The sequence below is a fragment of the Achromobacter spanius genome (assembly GCF_029637605.1).
In the GTDB taxonomy this organism is placed as follows: domain Bacteria; phylum Pseudomonadota; class Gammaproteobacteria; order Burkholderiales; family Burkholderiaceae_B; genus Achromobacter; species Achromobacter spanius_E.
Genome location: NZ_CP121261.1, coordinates 667,713 through 689,813 on the forward strand (window position 1 = coordinate 667,713; position 22,101 = coordinate 689,813).

The 22,101-nt window shown below is 64.0% G+C and carries 21 protein-coding genes; 9 read left to right on the forward strand and 12 right to left on the reverse strand.

Annotated features, from left to right (window positions below; translation table 11 throughout):
* Positions 1-13: 13 nt before the first annotated feature.
* Positions 14-391: a flagellar protein FlaG gene (locus tag P8T11_RS02995; RefSeq protein WP_268078388.1), complete on the reverse strand. Its 378-nt coding sequence runs from the start codon at positions 389-391 to the stop codon at positions 14-16.
* A 142-nt stretch (positions 392-533) separates the two neighbouring features.
* On the opposite strand from P8T11_RS02995, the gene P8T11_RS03000 reads away from it, so the two are divergent.
* A complete protein-coding gene (locus P8T11_RS03000; RefSeq protein WP_268078387.1) occupies positions 534-1,271 on the forward strand; it encodes an IclR family transcriptional regulator in 738 nt (245 codons plus the stop codon).
* A gap of 63 nt (positions 1,272-1,334) precedes the next feature.
* Here the strand turns inward: P8T11_RS03000 and P8T11_RS03005 are convergent, their stop codons facing one another.
* The 4 genes from P8T11_RS03005 to P8T11_RS03020 all read right to left on the reverse strand — a co-directional run bounded on the left by P8T11_RS03005 (position 1,335) and on the right by P8T11_RS03020 (position 5,189).
* Positions 1,335-2,501: an acyl-CoA dehydrogenase family protein gene (locus tag P8T11_RS03005; RefSeq protein WP_050446573.1), complete on the reverse strand. Its 1,167-nt coding sequence runs from the start codon at positions 2,499-2,501 to the stop codon at positions 1,335-1,337.
* A complete protein-coding gene (locus P8T11_RS03010; protein ID WP_268078386.1) occupies positions 2,501-3,733 on the reverse strand; it encodes a CaiB/BaiF CoA transferase family protein in 1,233 nt (410 codons plus the stop codon). Before P8T11_RS03010 ends, P8T11_RS03005 begins: the two co-directional genes overlap by 1 nt.
* Complete coding sequence (locus tag P8T11_RS03015) at positions 3,730-4,704, reverse strand: Bug family tripartite tricarboxylate transporter substrate binding protein (RefSeq protein ID WP_268078385.1); 975 nt, start codon at positions 4,702-4,704, stop codon at positions 3,730-3,732. Before P8T11_RS03015 ends, P8T11_RS03010 begins: the two co-directional genes overlap by 4 nt.
* 68 nt (positions 4,705-4,772) lie before the next feature.
* Positions 4,773-5,189 (reverse strand): cupin domain-containing protein, encoded by a 417-nt coding sequence (locus tag P8T11_RS03020; protein ID WP_268078384.1) that lies wholly within the window; start codon positions 5,187-5,189, stop codon positions 4,773-4,775.
* Positions 5,190-5,352: 163 nt separating this feature from the next.
* On the opposite strand from P8T11_RS03020, the gene folC reads away from it, so the two are divergent.
* From folC to purF, 4 genes are read left to right on the forward strand one after another with little or no spacing between them, the layout of a single operon-like run.
* On the forward strand, positions 5,353-6,663 hold the full coding sequence (gene folC / locus P8T11_RS03025; protein WP_268078383.1) for a bifunctional tetrahydrofolate synthase/dihydrofolate synthase: 1,311 nt from the start codon (positions 5,353-5,355) through the stop codon (positions 6,661-6,663).
* Positions 6,664-6,717: 54 nt separating this feature from the next.
* Positions 6,718-7,557 carry an SPOR domain-containing protein gene (locus P8T11_RS03030; RefSeq protein WP_268078382.1) on the forward strand — a complete coding sequence of 280 codons (840 nt, stop codon included), beginning with the start codon at positions 6,718-6,720 and terminating at the stop codon, positions 7,555-7,557.
* Entirely contained in the window at positions 7,557-8,045 is a 489-nt protein-coding gene (locus P8T11_RS03035; RefSeq protein ID WP_088588337.1) for a CvpA family protein, read from the forward strand. The genes P8T11_RS03030 and P8T11_RS03035 overlap by 1 nt, the downstream gene beginning before the upstream one ends.
* A gap of 30 nt (positions 8,046-8,075) precedes the next feature.
* Positions 8,076-9,596, forward strand: a complete 1,521-nt coding sequence (gene purF, locus P8T11_RS03040; RefSeq protein WP_268078381.1) for an amidophosphoribosyltransferase — start codon at positions 8,076-8,078, stop codon at positions 9,594-9,596.
* Positions 9,597-9,680: 84 nt separating this feature from the next.
* Here the strand turns inward: purF and dld are convergent, their stop codons facing one another.
* The 7 genes from dld to map form a co-directional block, all read right to left on the reverse strand.
* A complete protein-coding gene (dld, locus tag P8T11_RS03045; protein ID WP_268078380.1) occupies positions 9,681-11,483 on the reverse strand; it encodes a D-lactate dehydrogenase in 1,803 nt (600 codons plus the stop codon).
* Positions 11,480-12,247: a transcriptional regulator LldR gene (gene lldR, locus P8T11_RS03050; RefSeq protein ID WP_268078379.1), complete on the reverse strand. Its 768-nt coding sequence runs from the start codon at positions 12,245-12,247 to the stop codon at positions 11,480-11,482. The genes dld and lldR overlap by 4 nt, the downstream gene beginning before the upstream one ends.
* Before the next feature lie 179 nt (positions 12,248-12,426).
* Positions 12,427-12,948, reverse strand: a complete 522-nt coding sequence (locus P8T11_RS03055; RefSeq protein WP_268078378.1) for a M48 metallopeptidase family protein — start codon at positions 12,946-12,948, stop codon at positions 12,427-12,429.
* 87 nt (positions 12,949-13,035) lie between these two features.
* A complete protein-coding gene (locus P8T11_RS03060; protein ID WP_268078377.1) occupies positions 13,036-13,518 on the reverse strand; it encodes a disulfide bond formation protein B in 483 nt (160 codons plus the stop codon).
* Positions 13,519-13,568: 50 nt separating this feature from the next.
* Positions 13,569-14,282: a MarC family protein gene (locus P8T11_RS03065; RefSeq protein WP_050446563.1), complete on the reverse strand. Its 714-nt coding sequence runs from the start codon at positions 14,280-14,282 to the stop codon at positions 13,569-13,571.
* 146 nt (positions 14,283-14,428) lie between these two features.
* Positions 14,429-17,035 (reverse strand): [protein-PII] uridylyltransferase, encoded by a 2,607-nt coding sequence (locus tag P8T11_RS03070; RefSeq protein WP_268078376.1) that lies wholly within the window; start codon positions 17,033-17,035, stop codon positions 14,429-14,431.
* Positions 17,036-17,053: 18 nt separating this feature from the next.
* Complete coding sequence (gene map, locus P8T11_RS03075; RefSeq protein WP_268078375.1) at positions 17,054-17,875, reverse strand: type I methionyl aminopeptidase; 822 nt, start codon at positions 17,873-17,875, stop codon at positions 17,054-17,056.
* Between the two features lie 790 nt (positions 17,876-18,665).
* Between map and rpsB the strand changes: the two genes are divergently transcribed.
* From rpsB to frr, 4 genes are all read left to right on the forward strand, one after another.
* Complete coding sequence (rpsB, locus tag P8T11_RS03080) at positions 18,666-19,415, forward strand: 30S ribosomal protein S2 (RefSeq protein ID WP_259248421.1); 750 nt, start codon at positions 18,666-18,668, stop codon at positions 19,413-19,415.
* Between the two features lie 181 nt (positions 19,416-19,596).
* Positions 19,597-20,475: a translation elongation factor Ts gene (gene tsf, locus P8T11_RS03085; protein ID WP_050446559.1), complete on the forward strand. Its 879-nt coding sequence runs from the start codon at positions 19,597-19,599 to the stop codon at positions 20,473-20,475.
* 177 nt (positions 20,476-20,652) lie between these two features.
* Positions 20,653-21,369, forward strand: coding sequence for a UMP kinase (gene pyrH / locus P8T11_RS03090; RefSeq protein ID WP_006219097.1), 717 nt, complete (start codon positions 20,653-20,655; stop codon positions 21,367-21,369).
* A 15-nt stretch (positions 21,370-21,384) separates the two neighbouring features.
* A complete protein-coding gene (gene frr / locus P8T11_RS03095) occupies positions 21,385-21,945 on the forward strand; it encodes a ribosome recycling factor (protein WP_100855474.1) in 561 nt (186 codons plus the stop codon).
* Positions 21,946-22,101: the final 156 nt, after the last annotated feature.

Consider the following 22,101-nt stretch of genomic DNA (forward strand, 5'->3'; position numbering starts at 1 on the left):
TTTAAGGGTCAGGTCATGCTGTGGTTTTAATGCCGTTGCCTTGCATGTTCACGATCATTTTGGCGATTTTGAGTACCGTTTCGCTGGGGATCGTGCGAATGACGTCGCCCGACTCCGCATCCACGACCGACACCACCACCTGATGCACATTCGGATCGATTTCGAACTGCAATTGGGTCGACCACGCCTTCATCTGGTCGTTGATTTCGTCCAGCGCCTTGTCCAACGGCAGCTTCTGCGAATCTGATTGATCCGACGTGGCGCTGTCGGAGGCGTCGCTGTTGGTCGCGGCTGCGGCCGGCGTCACATTCACGGCCGGTTCGGCCAAGATGGGCGCCTGCACGGGCGCAGCGGGCGCGAACGTAGCGGGGGCTAGGGGGGTTACGGCCATGATCACTCCAGCGGCGATAAGGGCGTCTCGGAGGAACGCGCTGTTTTCAGGGTATTCTCAGCTACGATAACGGCAGGCCCGCAGGGAACTTTAGCCCCCGGCGAGGCAGGTGTTTCACGTGCTAATCAGTTTGGATCGGGCAATGAGTGTCAAGACGGCGCTGCGAGTCATCGAAATCATCGAAACCTTTGCCCGCGAAAAACGCGCGCTGCCCTTGTCGGAGCTGGCCCGCTTGCTGGATGTGCCGGTGTCCAGTTGCCTGGCGCTGATCCGCACGCTGACTGGCCTGGGTTACCTGTATGAAACCGGTCGGCGCCAGGGCTACTACCCCACCGGCCGCCTGTTGGCCATGGCCCAGCGCATCGCGCGTGCCGACCCCGTTTTGGACCGCGTCTACCCCAGCCTGGCCGAATTGCGGGACGCTACCCGCGAAACCGTCGTGTTCGCCAAGCTGACGCAAGACGGGCGCGTGGTCTATCTTGATGTGCTGGATTCCCCACATACCATCCGATACGCGCCGGTTGCCGGCGAGTTCAAAGACGTACACGCCAATTCGCTGGGAAAGGCGCTGGTGTCGCTGATGGACGCACCCTTGCGCCAGAGCTTGCTGTCCGACATGCCGATGACGCGCTACAACGAGCGCACGCTGGTCACGCCGCAAGCGCTGGAAGACGACCTGCAACGGTCGCGCCAGCGCGGCTGGTTCATGAACAGCGGGGAATCGATCGCCGACGTGGGCGCCATCGCCTGGCCCGTCACCTTGTCGGGCGAGCACTATGCGATTTCGGTGGGCGGCCCGATCTACCGGATCGAGCCGCAGCAAGAGGCCTATGCGCGCATCTTGCGGGCGGCGTGCACCGCCCTGGAACAGCAGGCCTGAACATGGCGCGGGCGCGGGCCTGCGTCGGCCTGCATCGCCGAGCATCGCGCCCGGCGCGCGTCTTCAGTACGACTTCGGCAGGCCCAGCACCTTTTCCGCGATAAAGCACATGATCAACTGCGGGCTGACGGGTGCGATGCGCGGAATGAAGCTTTCGCGCAGCAGCCGTTCCACGTGGTATTCCTTGGCGTAGCCCATGCCGCCCAGCGTCATCACGGCCGTTTGGCAGGCGTTGTAGCCGGCTTCGGCCGCCAGGTACTTTGCCGTGTTGGCATACGGGCCGCAGGGCAGGCCGGCGTCGTACAGGCTGGCGGCCTTGAACACCATCAGGTCGGCGGCTTCCAACTGCATCCAGGCTTGCGCCAGGGGATGCTGGATACCCTGGTTCTGGCCGATGGGGCGGCCGAACACGGTGCGTTCCCCGGCGTATTTCACGGCGCGGTCCAGCGCGGCGCGGCCGATGCCCACGGCTTCCGCCGCGATCAGGATGCGTTCGGGGTTCAACCCGTGCAGGATGTATTCAAAGCCGCGGCCTTCTTCGCCGATGCGGTCGGCCACCGGAATGCGCAAGCCATCAATGAACAGCATGTTCGAGTCCACGGCCTTGCGACCCATTTTCTCGATTTCGCGGACCTCGATTTTTTCGCGGTCCAGATCGGTATAGAACAGGGACAGGCCCTGGGTGGGCTTGTCCACCTCGGACAGCGGGGTGGTGCGCGCCAGCAGCAGCATTTTGGTCGCGACTTGCGCCGTCGATATCCAGATCTTGCGGCCATGCACCACGTATTCGTCGCCTTGGCGCACTGCACGGGTCGACAGCTTGGTGGTGTCCAGGCCCGCATCGGGTTCGGTCACGGCAAAGCAGGCCTTCTCGCGGCCGGCGATCAGCGGCTCCAGCCAGCGGCCGCGCTGTTCGTCGGTGCCGAACACCACCACGGGGTTCAGGCCAAAGATGTTCATGTGCACGGCGGATGCGCCGGTAAAACCCGCGCCGGACGCGGCGATGGTCTGCATCATCAGCGCCGCTTCGGTCATGCCCAGGCCCGCGCCGCCATATTCCGGGGGCATCGCAATGCCCAGCCAGCCGTCGCGGGCCAGGTCGGCGTGCAGCGGCTCGGGAAAACCGCCTTCGCGGTCGCGTTCCAGCCAGTATTCGTCGGGGTAGCGGTCGCAGATGCGTGAAACGGCGTCGCGCAGCGCCAACTGCTCAGGGGTGAAGGCAAAGTCCATCAGTGGTTTCCATCCTGGGTAATGCCACGGGCGACCAGCGCGTCGATCCGGGCGTCGTCGTAGCCAGCTTGCGCCAGCACTTCGCGGCTGTGCTCGCCAAGCCGGGGGGCGGGCCGGCGCAGGGACGTGGGCGTGCCTTGGTACTGGCCCAACGGCGCTGGGGTGCGCAGGGCGCCTTCGCTGGGGTGATCCACGTGGCGGATGAAGTCGGTGGCGACCAAGTGCTCGTCCACCAGCAGGTCGTCCACCGTGTAGAGCTGCGACGCGGGAATGTCCGCGCGGGCCAGGGCGTCCAGCCACTCCTGCGTGGGGCGGGTGCGGATCACGTCCGCCACGTAGGCGTAGACCTCACCGATATGCGCGGCCCGCGCGCCGTGCGTGCAAAAGCGCGGATCTTCGGCCAATTCGGGCTGGCCTATCAGATTGAAGAAATTGCGCCAGTGCTTGTCGTTGTAGATCAGCAGGCAAAGGTAGCCATCGGCCGTTGCGTAGGGCCGGCGGTGGGGCGCCAGCAGGCGGGCGTAGCCGGTCGGGCCCATGGGCGGCTCAAACGTCGCGCCGCCCAGGTGATCGCCCAGCACCAGGTGGGCCATGCCTTCGAACATGGGGATTTCCACCTGTTGGCCGCGTCCCGACGTCTTGGCGTGCAGCACGGCCGACACCAGGGCAATGGCCACGTGCAGGCCCACCGCCCGGTCGGCCAGCGTCAGCGGCGCGTAGCGGGGCACGTCGCCGCTTTGCTGGGCCGACAGCGCGGCGATGCCCGTCTGCCCCTGGATCAGGTCGTCGTAGGCGGGCCGGCCGGCGTACGGCCCGGCCTCGCCAAACCCGTAGGCGCCCAGGTAGACGATGCGCGGGTTGCGCGCCGCCACGGTGTCGTACGACAAGCCCAGCCTGGCCATGGCCTGGGGCCGGATGTTGTAGAGCAGGGCGTCGCAGCTTTCGGCCAGCTTCAGGCATGCCTCCAGCCCTTCTGGCGTCTTCAGATCCAGCACGATGGACCGCTTGTTGCGGTTCAGGTGCAGGTACAGGTGGCCCATGCCGGGATTGCGCATGGGCCCCACGGCCCGCATGTTGTCGCCGGCGGGCGACTCCACCTTGATCACATCGGCGCCCAGGTCCGCCAGGGTCTGCGTGGCGTAGGGACCCATGACGACTGAACTCAGGTCCAGGATGCGCACGCCGGTCAGCGGGCCGGCCGGCGGGGCATCAGGGGCGGGGGGTAAGGTCATTGCTGTTCGATTCCTGCATCTTTGATCAGCTTGCCCCACAGCGTGCGCTGCTCGCTGACGAACTGCGCGAAGGCTTCGGGAGTGCTGGAAAAGGCGTCAAAACCCAGGCCCGCCAGGCGCTTCTTGACCTCGGGCTTGGCCACCACCTGGTTGATGGCGGCATTCAGTTTCGCCACCACTTCCGGCGGCAGGCCGGCCGGGCCGAAATAACCGTTCCAGGAATTCAGGTCAAAGTCCTTCACGCCGGCCTCGGCCATCGAGGGCAGGTCGGGCACGATGACGCTGCGTTCGGCGGTGGACACGGCCAGGGCGCGCAGTTGGCCCGACTGCACAAAGGGCAGGCCGGAAGCCAGGTCGGTAAACATGAAGTCCACCTGGCCGCCGACCACATCGGTCAAACCTTGCGGAGTGCCTTTGTAGGGAATGTGCAGCAGGTCGATGCCGGCGCGGTTGGCCAGCGTGGCGCCCGCGACGATGCCCGTGCTGTTGCCGCTGGCATAGGTGATGCGGCCCGGGTTTTTCTTGGCGTCGGCCACCAGTTCGCCGACGTTCTTCCAGGGGCGTTTCGGGTTCACGACCAGGATGAAGGGCAGGTTGCCGCCGCGCGCGATCGGGGTGAAATCCTTGACCGGGTCATACGGCACGTTCTTCATCAGCCAGGGGGCGGCCGAGTGCGACGTATTGGTGGTGACGAAGAGCGTGTAGCCGTCGGGCTTGGCTCGGGCCACATAGTTGGCCGCGATAGTGGCGTTGGCGCCCGGCTTGTTTTCCACGACGATCTGCTGGCCCAGGATGGCCGACAGTTCAGATCCGAATATCCGGCCGACCGCATCGGTGCCCGAGCCGGCCGGGAAGGGCACGATCAGGGTGATGGGCTTGTTGGGGTAGTCGGACGCCGCCTGGGCGACGGGGGCGGCCATCAAGGTCGCGCCGCTGATCAGGGCGGCGCTTAGCAAACGGAAAGGGTGCATGGGGTTGTCTCCAGTTTTATAGGGAATTCAGGCGCGGCTCTGCGTCCGCTGCCTGTTGCCGCCGGGTGTCAGGCGGCGGGCGGTGGCGCCGGAAAGTCCCGGATCACGCGATCGGGGGATTCTTCATACGGGGGGGTATAGATCACCAGCAGCCTGGCGGGCTCGTCGCTGGTCACGGTAAAAACGTGGGGCACGTCGGGCGGGAAGTAACAGCAGTCGCCCGCCACCATGTCGGCCGATTCGTCCTGCACCTGCGCGCGCGCGGTACCCGACAGCAGGTAGCAGACCTGCTCGATGCCCGGATGCGCGTGCGGCAGCGCGCCCTGGCCTTTTTCAATCACGCCCAGCAGCACTTCGACGCCGCGCGAGCCCACGGTATCCGGCCCGATCAGGCGGCGGTTCAGGGTGCCGGTGTGATTGGCGGGGTGGTAGCCGGGCACCTCGGCTTCGCGGACCAGCCAGCTAGGGGTTTTTGCTTGCGTCATGTTCATCCGTCTAAATTCTCATACGTAAATTCATTTTCACGTATGAGAAAAACATCGGCAAGCGATTTTTCGGGCGGGATACTGTGTCGCGCTCTAGGGGATTAGGGAAAACACCGTGCGCGGACTGCTAAAATCCGGCGCTGATCTTCTTTCACGGCCCGCCATGTCTTCCGTTTGTCCGCCTGACGCCTCCGCCACCCTGTCTGATTGGTTGCAGTATCTGGAATCCATCCACGCCACGGCAATCGACATGGGCCTGGACCGCGTGCGCGAAGTGGCCGCGCGCATGGGGCTTGAGCTGTCGGGCGTGAAGTTCGTTGTGGGCGGCACCAACGGCAAGGGTTCCACCTGTGCCATGCTGGAAGCCATGTTGCTGGCGGCCGGCTACAAGGTGGGGCTGTATACGTCGCCGCACCTGATCGACTTCAACGAGCGCGCCCGCGTCAACGGCGAGATCGCCTCGGACGGCGACCTGATCGCCCAGTTTCAGGCTGTCGAGGCGGCGCGCGGCGAGGTCTCGCTGACGTACTTCGAATTCACCACGCTGGCCATCCTGCGCCTGTTTTCGCAAACGCGCCTGGATGCAATCGTGCTGGAAGTGGGCCTGGGCGGCCGCCTGGACGCCGTCAACATCGTCGATGCCGATTGCGCCATCGTCACCAGTGTTGACCTTGACCACACCGACTGGCTGGGCGATACCCGCGAGAAAATCGGCTTCGAAAAAGCCCACATCTATCGCGCCGGCCGGCCCGCCATCTGCAGCGACCCGGTTCCGCCGCAATCGCTGTTGGACTACGTGGAAAAAATCGGCGCCGACCTCTGGCTGTTCGGGCGCGACTACAACTATTCCGGTGACCGCCAGCAGTGGGCGTATGGCGGGCGCGAACAGCGCCGCAGCGCGCTGGCCTATCCGGCGCTGCGCGGCGCCAACCAATTGTTGAATGCGTCGGCCGCGCTGGCCGCGCTGGAATCCGTGCGCGACCGTTTGCCGGTGCAACAGCAGGCCGTGCGCCTGGGGCTGCTGCAGGCGTCGTTGCCGGGCCGTTTCCAGATCCTGCCGGGCCAGCCCGCGGTGATTCTGGACGTGGCGCACAATCCGCATGCCGCCGCCGTGCTGGCGCAGAACCTGGACAACATGGGGTTCCATCCGTACACCCACGCGGTATTCGGCATGCTGAACGACAAGGACCTCGCCGGGGTGGTGGCCAAGCTGGGCACCCGCATCGACCACTGGTATTGCGCGGGCCTGCCCGGGCCGCGCGGCATGTCGGGCCAGGCGCTGGCCGAGAAGGTCGCCGCCGCTTTGCCGCCATCGCCCGCGGGGGCTGAAAGCCCCAGCATCGCCGCCTTCGAAAATCCCGCCCAGGCCTATGCCGCGGCGCGCGAACGGGCGGTCGAGAATGATAGAATCGTCGTGTTTGGGTCGTTTCTCACCGTGGCCTCGGTTTTGCAGGCACTGGGTCGCAAGGCATAGGCAAAAACGGGTCATGGCGGCCCGCCGCCACATTGCCGCAAGGAATTCTCTTCCATGGGTTTTTTCAATCGCAAAGATCCTGCCGACCAGGCGCAGTCCTCTAAACGGGCGGCAGTGCCTAGCGAGGTTCAGGCTGCGGAGCTGCGCGGTCGCGCGCGGCGCAGGTTGGCAGGCGCCGTCGCCTTGGTGCTGGCGGCAGTCATCATTCTGCCCATGGTGCTTGATTCGCAGCCCGTGCCGGTTGCCGACAACATTCCCATCCGCGTGCCAGACCGCAACACCCCGTTCCAACCCCAGGTAAGCGACCCGCAAGCCGGCGCCAGCGCGTCGGCCCCGGCGGTTGCCGCCGACGGCACCACGCCCGCGGATTCTTCCGTGCCGACGCCGCCGCCCGTGACCGCCACGCCGTCCACCCCGCCCACGGCTTCCGCGCCGCCCGAGTCCGCAGCCCCGCACACGACCACCGTGCAGGTGACGCCGCCGCTCGTGGCGCCCAAGCCTGAAGCCAAGCCCAAGCCCGAAGCCAAGCCCGAGGCGAAGCCCGAAGCCAAGCCGGCTCCCAAGCCCGACACGCGCTCCGACGACGGTGCGCGCGCCTTGGCATTGCTGGAAGGACGGGCCGCGCCGGCCGCGGCACCGGCACCCAAGCCTGCCGCCAAGGGCAATTTCGTCTTGCAGATCGCGGCCTACACCACGTCGGAAGACGCCCAGTCGCGCCGCGCCAAGCTGCATCAGGCCGGCGTGACCAACGCATTTGTGGAACAAGCCACCATCAGTGGCAAACAGCAGTACCGTCTGCGTGTGGGGCCGTTCCCCTCGCGCGAGGCGGCGCAGGCGGCCCAGGCGCGATTGCGCACCTTGGGCTATGACAATGGTTTTATTGCCGCCCAATAGTGACCGGCTTCGACTTCGTCGTGCTGGCCATCCTGGCGGTCTCGGGTGTGCTGGGCCTGGTGCGCGGCCTGCTCAAAGAGGTGCTGTCGCTGGTCGCCTATCTGCTGGCTTTCGTGGCCGCGATATGGTGGGGCCCCACGGTATATACGTGGCTTGAGCCCTATATTGAAACGACGCTGCTGCGCATGGGAGTCTCATACGCCGTGGTGTTCATCCTAGTGCTGCTCGGTGTGGGTTTGGTCAACATGACGCTAGCCGCCTTGATCCGCAGTACCGGACTCAGCCCCGCCGATCACGGCCTGGGCGGTATGTTCGGGCTGGCCCGTGGTCTTGTGATCGTGCTGGCCTTGGTGGCCGCTGCCGGCTATACGCCGTTGCCCCAAGAGCCGTGGTGGAAGGACGCCATGTTTTCGCATTCGGCCATCGAGGCCATCAAACATATCAAAACGTGGCTGCCGCCGTCTTTGGCGACTTGGCTGCCGTATTGATTAGCTTCAAATCAACCAGGAAATCTCACCATGTGTGGAATCGTAGGGGTCATCGGGCGCGGGCCGGTCAACCAGCTGCTCTATGACAGCTTGCTGCTGTTGCAGCATCGCGGGCAGGACGCCGCGGGCATCGCGACGTCGCAAGGCAACCAATTCAATATGTACAAGGCTCACGGCCTGGTGCGCGACGTCTTCCGTACGCGCAACATGCGTTCGTTGCCCGGTACGTCCGGCGTCGGCCAGGTCCGCTACCCCACCGCGGGCTCCAGCGCCAGCGAGGAAGAGGCCCAGCCGTTCTACGTCAACGCCCCGTTCGGCATCATGTTTGCCCACAACGGCAACCTGACCAACTGGCGTGAACTGCGTGAATCGCTGTACCGCGTCGACCGCCGCCACATCAACACGAATTCCGATTCCGAAGTGCTGCTGAACGTGCTGGCCCACGAACTGCAATCGTCGGCCAACGGGGTGTCGCTGGATGACGACGCGATCTTCCGCGCGGTGTCGGCGCTGCACAAGCGCGTGCGCGGCGCCTATGCCGTGGTGGCCCAGATTTCCGGTTACGGCCTGCTGGCGTTCCGCGACCCGAACGGTATCCGCCCCTTGTGTATCGGCCGCATGGAAACCGACGAAGGCGTTGAGTGGATGGTGGCCTCGGAGTCGGTGGCGCTGGAAGGCAGCGGCTTTGTCTTCGTGCGCGACGTCGAACCCGGCGAAGCCGTATTCGTCGACCTGGACGGCCGCTTCGTCAGCCGCCAGTGCGCCGACAACCCGCAACTGGTGCCGTGTATTTTCGAATACGTGTACTTCGCGCGTCCGGATTCGCTGATCGACGGCGTGTCGGTCTACGACGCCCGCCTGCGCATGGGCGAATACCTGGCCGACAAGGTCGCGCGCAACATGCGCCTGGGCGACATCGACGTCGTCATGCCGATCCCGGATTCCTCGCGTCCCGCCGCCATGCAGTTGGCTGCCCGCCTGAACCTGGACTACCGCGAAGGGCTCATCAAGAACCGCTACGTGGGCCGCACCTTCATCATGCCGGGCCAGGCCGTGCGCCGTAAGTCCGTGCGCCAGAAGCTCAATGCCATCGGCATGGAGTTCAAGGGCAAGAACGTGCTGCTGGTCGATGACTCCATCGTGCGTGGCACCACCAGCCGCGAAATCGTCGACATGGCGCGCGCCGCCGGCGCCAACAAGGTGTACTTCGCATCCGCCGCGCCGCCGGTCCGTTTCCCGAACGTGTACGGCATCGACATGCCCACGCAATCGGAACTGATCGCCACGGGCCGCAGCGACGAAGAAATCGCCCGCGCCATTGGCGCCGATTCGCTGATCTACCAAGATCTGTCTGACATGCAGCAATCGGTGCGTGACCTGAACCCCAAGATGACCCGCTTCGAGGCTTCGTGCTTTGATGGCGAATACATCACGGGCGACATCACCGCTGAATACCTGGCCCGCCTGGGCCAGTCGCGCGCTGAACCCGGCCAGGACGAAGGCGCAAGCGGCCTGCAATTCAACATGGGCTACGCCGCCAACGACGCCTGACCCTCCAGGGCAGGGGCTTCAACAAAAATGCCGTTCACGCGAGTGAACGGCATTTTTTTCTGCACGCCCGCTTTGCTGATGGCGCTATCTTGTCCCCTGGGCGGCTTCGGCTTCGGCTTCGGCTTCGGCATCGGCATCGGTATTGAGGCCGTAGGCGGCCGGCATGCCTTGTTGCCCGCAGCACGCGCCCCAGTTCAGCAGCTTCGAGGTGTGCCCGATGCCTGGGTTGAACGTGTTGGTGGGGTCCAGTTCCCGATAGAACGCGGTCAGCGCCGGCTTGGCGACATACAAGTGCCCCACGTTGTGCTCGGCCGGATATTCCGCCTGCCGCGCGTCCAGCAATGCCCACATGCGATGCTCCATCGCGACCGGGTCGACGCCCTTGCGCACGATGTAGTCCTGGTGAAACACGTGGCAGAAGAAATGCCCGTAATACAGCTTGTGCACAATGTCGCGTTCCATGTCGGCCGGCAGGGTCTCGACCCATTCCCGGTCGTTGCGGCGCAAGGCGATGTCCAGTGGCACGATATCCTGCACCGTTGCGCGATGCGTGTCGCGATAGCGAATTGCCGCGCCCGCGATGGCAAAGCGATGCAGGAACGCCTTGCGTCCTTCCTCGGCGTTGCATTCAAAGAATGCCGCATCCGCGCGCCCCGCGAAGTGCTGCGTCAAAAAGGCGCGCGTAGCCTCGACCGTATCGTTGGACACGCGCAGCAACAGGTGGTGTTCGTAGCGGTCGCGGTAGTCGCGCATGCGGCGCGGCAGATGATTCGGCAGCAGCGACACAAGGGCCTGTATCGCGCGGTCCACCAAGCCCGGCAGACCCAGCCGTTCCGCCATGCCGTCCAGCCGGCTCTTGATGGCAAAAGCCTTGGGCACGCGCGCGGTGCCCAGTTTGTCGATCAGCAGAAACACGTCTTTGCCGTAGCGCGCGCCGATATCGAAGGCGTCGCGATGGATGTATTCGCCCGCGATTGGCAGCCGTGGAAGATTGGCCAGCAGTTCGCGGCGCACGGCGGTCAGGTCGTCGGGCAGCTTGCTGGCGATATAAAACACTGTGCTGGGTTCGCGCTCGAACGTGTCCAGCCGCACCGCGAAGAGGCAGACGCGGCCGGCCGAGCCGGAGGCTTCGTGCAGACGCGAGGGGTCCGCATTGAAGCGCGCCGGCGTGGGGGCATCGATCTGACGCACATGGTCGGCATAGTTCGGGTCCGACGCCGCGCCCACGTCATCCCGGATATCGCCGGGGCCATAGTCGCAGGCCTGCAAACGGGTCAGGATCTCTTCGGGCGTCCGGCCCAGGTCGATGCCCAGATGGTTGACCAGGCTAAGCGAGCCACCTTCGTCCACGCGCGCGTATAGCGCCAGTTCGGTGTACGCCGGGCCACGCCGCAGCAGGGCGCCACCCGAGTTATTGCACACGCCGCCCAGCACCGACGCCCCGATGCAGGACGACCCGATCACCGAATGCGGCTCGCGACCCAGCGGCGCCAGCGTCTGCTCCAGCCGGTCCAGCGTGGCGCCCGGCAGGCACACCACCTGTTTCCCGTCGCGGATCACTTGCACACCCGGAATGCGCAGCGTGCTGATCAGCACGATTTCGCGGTCGTACTGATCGCCATCGGGCGTGGACCCGCCAGTCAGGCCGGTATTGGCCGCCTGCATGATGACGATGCGGCCCGATTGCACCACGGCTTGCAGCACACGCCACTGCTCCAGCAAGGTGCCCGGGCGCACCACGGCAAGCACACGGCCTTCGCCCGTACGGTGGCCGCGACGAAAGCGGCGCGTGGCCGCATCGCCGGTCAGCACATGCGCGTTGCCGACAACGTCGCGCAATTGGGTCAGCAGCTGGATGCCAGTGTCGGGGGCGGAGGGGGGCGTCATGGTCGGGGCGAGGGTGGGGTCGAGGAGGGCAGGCGGGTGGCGCGGTCGCGGCGGGCGGCGTCTTCGTCCATTTTGACGAGCGTGGCGCGGATGTAGTCCAGGTGCTGGTCGATGACGGCGCGCGCCTGGTCGGGGTCGCCATCCAGGATGCTTTGCATCAGCGCCTGATGTTGATGCGTCAGCTTGTCTTGCGAGGCCGGACTGTCCTGGATGACCATGATGCGGCGGTTTTGAGCCACGGTGGACAGCATCAGGTCGAACAGCCCGCGCATCACTTGCAGCAGCACGAGGTTGTGCGAGGCTTCGGCGATGGCCAGGTGAAACTGCGCGTCGGCGTGGGCCGAGAGTTCGGCATTGCCGCGTTGCTGGTAGTCGATCATCTGATCGAAGCAGCGCTGTATCTTGGCCTTGTCCGCATCGGTGGCGCGCTGCGCCGCGTAGCTGGCGGTGCTGGTTTCCAGCGCGCAGCGCGTTTCCAGCACGTCATAGCGGTACTGCGGATCGTGCTGCATCAGCGCGGCCAACGGCGACATCGATTCCTGAGGCCATTGGTGCGCGTCGGCGGCCAGAAACGTGCCGGCGCCGACGCGGCTGATCAGGATGCCGTGGCTGGACAGCTTTTGAATGGCTTCACGCAAGGCGGTGCGTGACACGCCCAGGCTTTGCGCCAAGCCGCGTTCGGCCGGCAGCCTTCCACCCGGCGGGATGCCGTGGGCCTGGATCAGGGATAACAGCTTTTCAGCGACTTGGTCTGACAAACGCATGGGATATTGGTACGACCAATTTTTCCGTCCAATTCGGGCGGCAGCGCTTGCCAATCAGGCGCCGGGGGCAATGATACCCAAGAATCGCCAATGGACTCGCCATCGCGCTCGTTAAATCGCGCGATTTTCAAGAAAATTGGTATGACCAATGTGTCGAGCGTGGGTGAGCAGCCCGACCTTCAGGCAGCCGGTGCCCACAGGGTTTCGCGCGTCGCTTCCAGATGCGTCAGGTAGAGCCGCAGGTCGAATTCATACTGGTGATAGTGCGGTTCCATGCGCAGGCACAGGTTGTAGAAGGCCTTGTTGTGGTCCTTCTCTTTCAAGTGCGCCAATTCGTGCACGGTGATCATCTTCAGGAATTCGGCCGGCACGGTCTTGAACAGCGTCGCCACCCGGATCTCGTGCTTGGCGCGCAGCTTGCCGCCCTGCACGCGCGAAATGTAGGTGTGCTGGCCCAGTGCATGCTGAATGACATGGATCTTGCTGTCGTAGGCAACTTTATTGATCAGGTCGCCATTGCGCAGATAGGTGTTCTTCAGGTCAGTCACGTACTGGTATAGCGCGCGGTCCGTGCGGACATCGTGCGGGCCGTCCGGATAACGCGACAGCAGGGCGGCGCCCAGCTTGCCGCGCTCAAGCAGCGTTTGGGCCTGGGCGAGCAGGGGCTCCGGATAGCCGGTCAGGTATTTCAGGGTAGTCACAGCTGGGAAAATACTTCCACGCGGCCGCGCCGGCTTAGGGGGCGCGCAACCGGCGCGGTGTTGTCAGGCGTGTGTCGGCGTTTGGATTCAGGCTCGGGCGCGGCCGAAGACGGCAGGCAGCGCCATGAAGAACAAGACCACGAAAAGCGCCAGGCTCCACAAAGCGTATTCGATGCCCAGCACCGGCACCTTGGCGTCCATGCAGGTCGCGAAAATGCCGAACAGCCACGGCACATTGCCTTCCAGGCCGATGCCGGTCATGAAGCGGTCGGCAAACGTCTGGTCGCACGACAGCATGTTGGCCGCCACGGTGTATTGGTACCAGGCCGCCACCACGCCGGACAGCGACAACAGCGCCGCCAGCGCGGCGGCGATGCGGGTCAACGCCCGGCCACCGCCAAAGCCGCCAATCAGGGCCACCACGCCAATCACCAGATAGATCAAGCGTTGCAGCACGCACCACGCGCAGGGTGGCATGTCGAAAACGTGTTGGGAAATCAAGGCCGCGCCAACGGCGCCGAAGGAAAACAGGGCAATCAGGCGAAGCAGGCGTTCAGAGCGGGTAGTCATTTTTTATCTATTCTTGAGATTGAGCGATGCGGGCGCGGCCCGGCCAACGCTTAGGCCTTGGGAACCGGAATTGGTTGCATCACTTGCGTCAACAACCCCAGCATCAGGTCGCGCGCGCCTTCCCAGAAGATCTGCACGCCCAGGCACAGCATGATGAACGCGGACAGCCGCATGAACACCGCCGTGCCGTTGTCGCCCAGGCGATGCAGCATCTGGGCGGCAAAGCGCAGGCAGACGTAAAGGGTCAGGGACACCGCGATAATGCCGGGAATGGAGCCGCCCAGCCGCACCAGGCTCAGCACGTGGTTCTGGTCGCGCAAGGACACGCCTACGGTGATGGCGGCGGCGATGGAGCCGGGGCCGCAACTGATGGGAAACGTCAGCGGGTAGAAGGCGCGCGCCTTCGCCATTTCAGGCGTGAACGATTCGGCCATGCGCGCCACGCGCTCGGTGTCGGCGTCGGGCGAATTCACCAGCCGCCAGGCGCTGGCAATCACCAGCATGCCGCCGCCGACGCGCACGATCGACAAGGAAATGCCGAAGAAGCTGAGCAGCACGTTGCCGGCCACCATGGCCACGATCAGCATCAGGCAGACATTGACCGCCACCCGTTTGGCCAGCACCACGCGTGTGGCCGACGAGGCGCCTTCGGTCAGCGACAGGAAAATCGGCGCAATGGCGGGCGGGTTCAGGAAGGGCAGCAGCGTGGCCAGCGCGAAAAAGAAGCTGCCACCGAAGACGCGCAGATAGTCGTTGAGCTGCATGGGAGCGGGGATCGCCTGGCCGAAAAACGGGATTGTATGCGGATCCGGCAGGGGTTGGCGATCTGATCGGACGGCCCGATCAGGGACCCCTTGATCAAGCGACCCGATCAAGCGACCCGATCAAGCGACCCGATCAGGCCGCCCGATCAGGCTACCCGCTGTTGCGCCTCGTCGCCTGCCAGCGCGTCGAGGATGTCGCGTTCGAACTGCATCTGGATGCGGGGTCGCGCCAGCGCCGAGCCATCCACGATGAACACGTCTTCCACGCGGTCGCCCAGCGTCATGATCTTGGCCATCAGCAGGTTTATCTCGTGCTGGGCGAATACGCGCGCCAGGGCGTGCAGCAGGCCGGGGCGGTCGGTGGCGGTAACGGACAACCGCCACGACGTGCTGCGCTCGTCCGGCTGCAGCTCGGCTTGCGGCATGACCGGGAACACGCGCGACACACGCGATTGCCGGTTACGGCCGTAGTAGCCGCCACGGCTGGGCTGCGCCTGGGCGGCGGCGTGCGGATCTTTCAGGCGTTCCGCCAGTTCGTGTTCCACCAGCGTCGCCTGGGCGCGCAGGTCGCTGGCGCCCTCGGGCAGCAGCACGATAAAGCTGTCCAGCGCCCAACCATGCCGCGTGGTGTGGATGCGCGCGTCTTGAATCGACAGGTTCTTGGCGTCGAAGTAGCCACAGATGGCCACGAACAGGTCCGGCGCATCGCGCGTGTAGACCATGATCTGCAGGCCTTCGCCTTGCTCGGTGGGACGCGCCTTGACCACCGCCTGGGCCGGCGCCACCTGGTGGTACAGGTGGCGCGTGTGCCAGGCGATGTCCGAGGCGTCGTGGCGCAGGAAGTAGGCCACGTCCAACTGGTTCCAGAAGGCTTCGCGCGCGTCGTCGCGCAGGCCGGCCCGGCGCGTCAGTCGGGCCGCTTCTTCCTTGCGCTCGGTCAGTACCGTGTGGGCGTCCGCATGGGCGCCGCCCAGCGCGGCCAGGGTCAGTTTGTACAGGTCTTCCAGCAGCTTGCCCTTCCAGGCGTTCCAGACCTTGGGGCTGGTCCCTCGGATGTCGGCCACCGTCAGCAGGTAGAGCGCCGTCAGATGGCGTTCGTCCTTCACCGTGGCGGCGAAATCCTGCACGACGGCCGGGTCGGACAGGTCGCGCTTTTGCGCCACCGCCGACATCAGCAAGTGCTGGCGCACCAGGAATTCCACCAGCTTGGCGTCTTCGGGATCCATGCCGTGGTCTTGCGCGAACTTGCGCACTTCGCGGGCGCCGAGTTCGGAGTGGTCGCCGCCGCGGCCCTTGGCAATGTCGTGAAACAGCGCCGCCACGTACAGCAACCAGTGCCGGTCCAGGCCCGCAATCAATTGGCTGGCCAGCGGGTATTCCTGGGCGTGCTCGGGCATGGTGAAGCGGCGCAGGTTGCGCACCACCGCCAGCGTGTGCTGGTCCACCGTGTACGCGTGAAACAGGTCGTGCTGCATCTGGCCCACGATGCGGCGGAACACCGGCAGGTAGCGGGGCAGGATGTTCAGCATGGTCATGCGTCGCAGTTCGTGCACGATGCCGCGCGGCTGCTGCAGGATCTGCAAGAACAGCTTGCGGTTGACCGGGTTGCGGCGGAACTGCGCGTCGATACGATGGCGCGAATGCCAGATGGCGCGCAGCGTGCGCGCCGACATGCCGGTGAGTTCGGGGTGTTGCTGCATCACCAGGAAGGCGCGCAGCAGCAGGGTGGGGTTGCGTTCGAAACCGTCGTCGCGAATGATGTCCAGGCGGTCGCGCAGGTTGCGAAAATCGTCGTCGATGTCGCGCGCGTCGCTATCGGGGCGCGGGAACAGCCGCTCTTCGATGTTCTGCACCAGGATGCCGTTCAACTGCGTCACCAGGCGCGCGGCCCAGTAATAGCGCTGCATCAGCAGTTCGCTGCCCCTCCGCGTGGCGGTGGCGTGGATGCCATAGACTTCGGCCAGCGCCGGCTGCAAATCGAACAGCACGCGGTCTTCGCGGCGGTTCGACAGCAGATGCAGTTCAATGCGCAGCCGCTTGAAGGCCTGTTCGGCCTTGCGCAGGTCGCGCGCTTCGGAAGAGGTCAGCAGGCCCGCTTGGGCGACCGACCGCCAACTATTGCCGAAACCGGCGGCGCGCGCCATCCACAAGATGACTTGCAGATCGCGCAAGCCCCCGGGCGATTCCTTGCAATTCGGTTCCAGCGCGTAAGGCGTGTCCTGGTAGCGCGCATGACGCTGCTGCATCTCGACCCGCTTGGCCAGGAAAAAGGCGCGCGGATCCAGCCGCGACTTGGTGGCGGCGTCGAACTTGCGCATCAGGATGCGGCTGCCCGCCAGCCATCGCGATTCCAGCAGCGCCGTTTCCACGGTGATGTCGGCATCGGCCTCGCGTTCGCAATCTTCAATGGTGCGCACGCTGTGGCCGGGTTCCAGGCCCAGGTCCCACAGCGACGCCACCAGCCGTTCAATGGCCGATTCCTCTTCGGGCGTGGGGGCGTGCGGCAGCAGGATCAGCAGGTCGACGTCAGAGTGCGGATAAAGCTCGCCCCGGCCATAACCGCCCACCGCCGCCAGCGTGGCGCCCAAGGGTAGCGGGCAATGCTTGACCAGGTCGCGCAGCGCGGCGTCCACGATGCGCCGCAATTCGGACAACAGCGTGTCCGGGCGCTCGTGCTCGCGGAACTGGGTTACCGCGGCGCGTCGGGCTTGCTGAATGCGTTCACGCAGGGAGCTGAGGAATTCGGCGGTCATGGGGCGGGCGGCGGTGCCTTACACGGCGGGAATGACGAGGGGCTCGGTGATGAAGGCGGGCGGCGGCGGCATGCCGGGCGACAGCGTCAGCACCTCGTAGCCGGTATCGGTGACGCAGACGGCATGTTCCCACTGCGCCGACAGGCTGTGGTCGCGGGTCACGACCGTCCAGCCATCGGCAAGCTGGCGGATTTCGCGGCGGCCGGCGTTGATCATGGGTTCAATGGTGAACAACATACCCGTCACCAATTTCACGCCCGTGCCGGGCTTGCCATAATGCAGTACCTGCGGATCTTCATGGAAACGCTGGCCGATACCGTGGCCGCAGAATTCGCGCACGACCGAAAAGCCGTTGGATTCCGCGTGCTTCTGGATGGCATTGCCCACGTCGCCCAGGAAGGCGCCGTTCTTGACCTGCTGGATGCCTTTCCACATGCACTCGAAGGTGATCTCGGTCAGGCGGCGCGACAAGATGGACTGTTCGCCCACCGCGTACATGCGGCTGGTGTCGCCGAACCAGCCGTCTTTAATGATGGTGACGTCGATATTGAGCGAGTCCCCGTTTTTCAGCACCTTGTCGCCCGGAATGCCGTGGCAGACCTGGTGGTTCACGGACGTACAGATGGCGCCAGTGAAGGGCGGGTAGCCGGGCGGGGCGTAGCCCACAGTGGCGGACTTGACCTTCAATTCGTCAGTCAGGTATTCCAGGCACAGGCGGTCCAGGTCGCCGGTGGTGACCCCCGGCTTGACGTGGGGAGTGATGAAATCGAGAACTTTGGCGGCGTCCTGGCAGGCGGCGCGCATCTTGGCCAGGTCGGCCGGATTGGTAATTGTGCCCATGGAGTAACTTGACGATCTCTCGCTTGAATGTCTGCTTGAAAGAATAGTAGAATTATAGGCTTCCCTAAAATTTTGGGGAGCAATCGGGTTACGGCAAGAGCCGATCCCGACGAAGGTGGGACGAAAACCGAAGTCCACTTTCTCAAGGCCATTCATTGGCCCAAACGATCTGTTTCATGAGATCGGCGGCAAGCCCTGAAGTTTCACCGCAAGCGAAGGTTGTGGAGCGAAATCGGGCAGGCTGTCAGGTTCTGAGGCGGGGCGGGCGGGGCGATGGGGGTCGGGAGCCGCAAGTGGAATTGGCTGGAAATCTTACTCAAGTTGGGGCACGGCGTGCTTGTAAGCCCGGTCATGTTTTTGAGCGGCGATGCAGGTTCGGTATGGGCGCCAGATTAAGTTCTTGAAAACCTTCGGGTTTTTTGAAGAAATGCCCTGGTGGTCTGATGCGCAAGATGGCGTCAAGCCTGAATGCGAAGAGCTGGATTTCGCTGCCAACAAAACAAGTCCGGGTGCGCTGAACCCCGGAAACTTCCAGGAATCTCCTGGAGTGTCTGGCTCAGCGCCTGCTTGTGTAGAACAAGCATGAGCAAGTGTGCGGTGCAGGGTTTCTGTCGTGTCGGTCGTCTGGGTTTATCGCGGAAGCAGTAGTTTTATTGCGGCAGTGATCGGTCGGCCCGGTTAAAATTTTGTCCATCCCGCGTGTTGCGGGAAATCGCGCGTCTCACCACCCAGGGTGTCAGCCAGAGGCTGATGCAGGTGCGGCGCAAGAAATCAACCCTTGGAGAATTACATGTCTTTGATGCGCGAAATGCTGGAAGCGGGTGTCCACTTCGGTCACCAAACCCGTTACTGGAACCCCAAGATGGCTCCGTACATCTTCGGTCACCGCAACAAGATTCACATCATCAACCTGGAAAAGACGGTTGATAAGTACCAGGAAGCCACCAAGTTCGTGAAGCAGCTGGCTGCTCGCGGCGGCAACATCCTGTTTGTCGGCACCAAGCGCGCTGCTCGCGAGCTGGTCGCCTCCGAAGCCGCCCGTTGCGGCATGCCCTTCGTCGACGCCCGCTGGCTCGGCGGCATGCTGACCAACTTCAAGACGGTCAAGACCTCGGTCAAGCGCCTGAAGGACATGGAAGTCGTCGTTGCCGAAGGCGGCGCCGAGCGCATGATCAAGAAGGAAGGCCTGCTGTTCCAACGCGAACTGGACAAGCTGAACAAGTCGATCGGCGGCATCAAGGACATGAACGGTCTGCCTGACGCCATGTTCGTCATCGACGTCGGCTACCACAAGATTGCCATCGCCGAAGCCAAGACGCTGGGTATCCCCGTGGTCGCCGTGGTTGACACCAACCACTCGCCCGACGGCATCGACTACGTCATCCCGGGTAACGATGACTCGGCCAAGGCCATCGCGCTGTACGCCAAGGGCATCGCCGACGCCGTGCTGGAAGGCCGCGAACAGAACATGAACGGTCTGGTCGAAGAGCTGGGTGAAGGTCAGGAAGAGTTCGTCGAAGTGCAGGACAACCAGGCCTAAGCCTGCTGTCATGTCCGGCGGTTAGTGTCCGGGAGCGGCTTTTGAAACAGAACCGCTCCCGCCTCGCCGGCACTGCGAAGGTGGGCTCCCATCTTCCTGGCCCGCCACTGGCGGGCGTCCCATCGAATCAAATCACTGCCCCGGCGAGCCGGGGCGTGTCTTAGCAAAATTTGGAGCAAACATGGCTGAAATTACCGCTGCCCTGGTCAAGGAACTGCGCGAGAAGACCGACGCGCCCATGATGGAGTGCAAGAAGGCCTTGACGGAAGCCGAAGGCGACCTGGTTCGCGCCGAGGAAATCCTGCGCGTCAAGCTGGGCAACAAGGCCAGCAAGGCCGCTGCCCGCGTCACCGCCGAAGGCCTGATCGGTCTGTTCATCTCCGCCGATGCCAAGCAAGGCGCCGTCGTCGAAATCAACTGCGAAACCGACTTCGTCGCCAAGAACGACGACTTCGTCGGCTTCGTGAACAAGCTGGCTGAACTGGTCGCCACGCAGAACCCGGCCGACGTCGCCGCTCTGTCGGCCCTGCCGTTCGGTGAAGGCACCGTTGAAACGACCCGTACCGCCCTGATCGGCAAGATCGGCGAAAACATCTCGATCCGCCGCTTCGAGCGCATCGAGACGCCGAACGCGCTGGCCAGCTACGTGCACGGCGGCAAGATCGGCGTGCTGGTGGAATACTCCGGCGCCGAAGAAGTGGGCAAGGACCTGGCGATGCACATCGCCGCCACCAAGCCCAAGGCCCTGAACGCCGACGGCGTGAACCCGGCCGACATCGCCGCCGAGCGTTCGGTTGCCGAGCAGAAGGCCGCCGAATCCGGCAAGCCGGCTGACATCGTCGCCAAGATGGTTGAAGGTTCGGTCGCCAAGTTCCTGAAGGAAGTGACCCTGCTGTCGCAACCTTTCGTCAAGAACGACAAGCACACGGTCGAACAGCATCTGAAGGCCAATGGCGCTTCGATCAGCAAGTTCGTGCTGTTTGTTGTCGGCGAAGGTATCGAGAAGAAGACCAGCGACTTTGCCGCTGAGGTTGCAGCTGCCGCCGCCGGCGCAGCCTAACCGTCAGGGGTAGTGCTTAAAGGCCGGCACTAGATTAAATTCTAGTCCGGCCTTTTTACGCCGCGGGGCCGGTTCAAGGGGGGAAACCTTCTGGGCACAGGGCGAATCCGCGGCATTGAGGGGGCTCCCTCATCTTTGTCTTACACTTTCGTCGGATTGTTCTTCGGGATATCACCTATGAGCAGCAGAGCATACAAACGGGTTCTTCTCAAACTTTCCGGCGAGGCGCTGATGGGCGAGGATGCTTTTGGCATCAACCGTTCCACCATCGTCCGCATGACCGATGAGATCGCCGAAGTCGCCGCCACCGGCGTCGAACTGGCCATCGTCATTGGCGGAGGTAACATTTTCCGTGGCGTCGCCCCGGGTGCGCAGGGCATGGACCGCGCCACCGCCGACTACATGGGCATGATGGCCACCATCATGAACGCGCTTGCCCTGCAAGACGCGCTCAAGCACAAGGGTATCGACACCCGCGTACAATCCGCCCTGAACATCGATCAGGTCGTCGAACCCTACATCCGCCCGAAGGCTTTGCGCTACCTCGAAGAGGGCAAGGTCGTCATCTTCGCCGCGGGTACGGGCAACCCCTTCTTCACGACCGACACCGCCGCCGCCTTGCGCGGCGCCGAAATCGGCGCGGAGATCGTGTTGAAAGCCACCAAAGTGGACGGCATCTACAGTGCGGATCCCAACAAGGATCCCACCGCGACGCGTTATGCGCGGATCAGCTTCGATGAAGCGATTGTGCGCCGTCTGGAAGTCATGGACGCCACGGCCTTCGCGTTGTGCCGTGACCAGAAACTGCCGATCAAAGTGTTTTCGATCAATAAGTCGGGCGCGCTCAAGCGAGTGGTCAGCGGCGAAGACGAAGGCACGTTGGTACACGTTTAAAGAAAAGGAAATTTCATGAGCGCAGCAGAAATCCGCAAATCCGCCGAAGCCAGGATGGCCAAGTCGCTTGATACGCTCAAGATCAACCTGGGCAAGATCCGGACGGGCCGCGCCCACACCGGCATCCTGGACCACGTGCAGGTCGACTACTACGGTTCGCCCGTGCCGGTCGGCCAGGTCGCCAACGTCAACCTCGTGGACGCCCGCACCATCAGCGTGCAGCCCTACGAAAAGCAAATGGCCGGCCCGATCGAAAAGGCAATCCGTGAATCGGATCTGGGCCTGAACCCGATCTCGATGGGCGACACCATTCGCGTGCCGATGCCCGCCCTGACCGAAGAGCGCCGCCGTGACCTGACCAAGGTCGTGCGCAGCGAAGGCGAAGACGCCAAGATCGCCGTGCGCAACCTGCGCCGCGAAGCGAACGAAGCGTTGAAGAAGCTGGTCAAGGACAAGGAAATCTCCGAGGACGACGAGCGTCGCGCCCAGGACGATGTCCAGAAGCTGACCGATCGTGCCGTGACGGACATCGACAAGATGGTCGTCCAGAAAGAAGCGGAAATCATGACCGTATAATCCGTGATTGTTTCGGGGTAGACGGATAGCCCGTTTTCCCCGGCGTCAGGATTTTCTTGCCTATGCGCCGTCCTTACCATTGCTTCGCAGCACCGCTATGCAGCAATGGAACGACGGCGCAGGTTTTTCTCCCGTATTTCTGATTTTCGCCGGCCT

Bases quoted from the DNA above. Each gene is read 5' to 3' on its own strand.
- pyrH (WP_006219097.1), top strand. From the start codon at position 20,653: ATGAGCAGCAGAGCATACAAACGGGTTCTTCTCAAACTTTCCGGCGAG.
- frr (WP_100855474.1), top strand. From the start codon at position 21,385: ATGAGCGCAGCAGAAATCCGCAAATCCGCCGAAGCCAGGATGGCCAAG.
- dld (WP_268078380.1), bottom strand. From the start codon at position 11,483: ATGACGCCCCCCTCCGCCCCCGACACTGGCATCCAGCTGCTGACCCAA.
- folC (WP_268078383.1), top strand. From the start codon at position 5,353: ATGTCTTCCGTTTGTCCGCCTGACGCCTCCGCCACCCTGTCTGATTGG.
- P8T11_RS03060 (WP_268078377.1), bottom strand. From the start codon at position 13,518: ATGACTACCCGCTCTGAACGCCTGCTTCGCCTGATTGCCCTGTTTTCC.
- P8T11_RS03030 (WP_268078382.1), top strand. From the start codon at position 6,718: ATGGGTTTTTTCAATCGCAAAGATCCTGCCGACCAGGCGCAGTCCTCT.
- tsf (WP_050446559.1), top strand. From the start codon at position 19,597: ATGGCTGAAATTACCGCTGCCCTGGTCAAGGAACTGCGCGAGAAGACC.
- P8T11_RS03010 (WP_268078386.1), bottom strand. From the start codon at position 3,733: ATGACCTTACCCCCCGCCCCTGATGCCCCGCCGGCCGGCCCGCTGACC.
- rpsB (WP_259248421.1), top strand. From the start codon at position 18,666: ATGTCTTTGATGCGCGAAATGCTGGAAGCGGGTGTCCACTTCGGTCAC.
- P8T11_RS03015 (WP_268078385.1), bottom strand. From the start codon at position 4,704: ATGCACCCTTTCCGTTTGCTAAGCGCCGCCCTGATCAGCGGCGCGACC.
- P8T11_RS03005 (WP_050446573.1), bottom strand. From the start codon at position 2,501: ATGGACTTTGCCTTCACCCCTGAGCAGTTGGCGCTGCGCGACGCCGTT.
- P8T11_RS03070 (WP_268078376.1), bottom strand. From the start codon at position 17,035: ATGACCGCCGAATTCCTCAGCTCCCTGCGTGAACGCATTCAGCAAGCC.
- purF (WP_268078381.1), top strand. From the start codon at position 8,076: ATGTGTGGAATCGTAGGGGTCATCGGGCGCGGGCCGGTCAACCAGCTG.
- P8T11_RS03065 (WP_050446563.1), bottom strand. From the start codon at position 14,282: ATGCAGCTCAACGACTATCTGCGCGTCTTCGGTGGCAGCTTCTTTTTC.
- P8T11_RS03000 (WP_268078387.1), top strand. From the start codon at position 534: ATGAGTGTCAAGACGGCGCTGCGAGTCATCGAAATCATCGAAACCTTT.
- lldR (WP_268078379.1), bottom strand. From the start codon at position 12,247: ATGCGTTTGTCAGACCAAGTCGCTGAAAAGCTGTTATCCCTGATCCAG.
- P8T11_RS02995 (WP_268078388.1), bottom strand. From the start codon at position 391: ATGGCCGTAACCCCCCTAGCCCCCGCTACGTTCGCGCCCGCTGCGCCC.
- P8T11_RS03020 (WP_268078384.1), bottom strand. From the start codon at position 5,189: ATGACGCAAGCAAAAACCCCTAGCTGGCTGGTCCGCGAAGCCGAGGTG.
- map (WP_268078375.1), bottom strand. From the start codon at position 17,875: ATGGGCACAATTACCAATCCGGCCGACCTGGCCAAGATGCGCGCCGCC.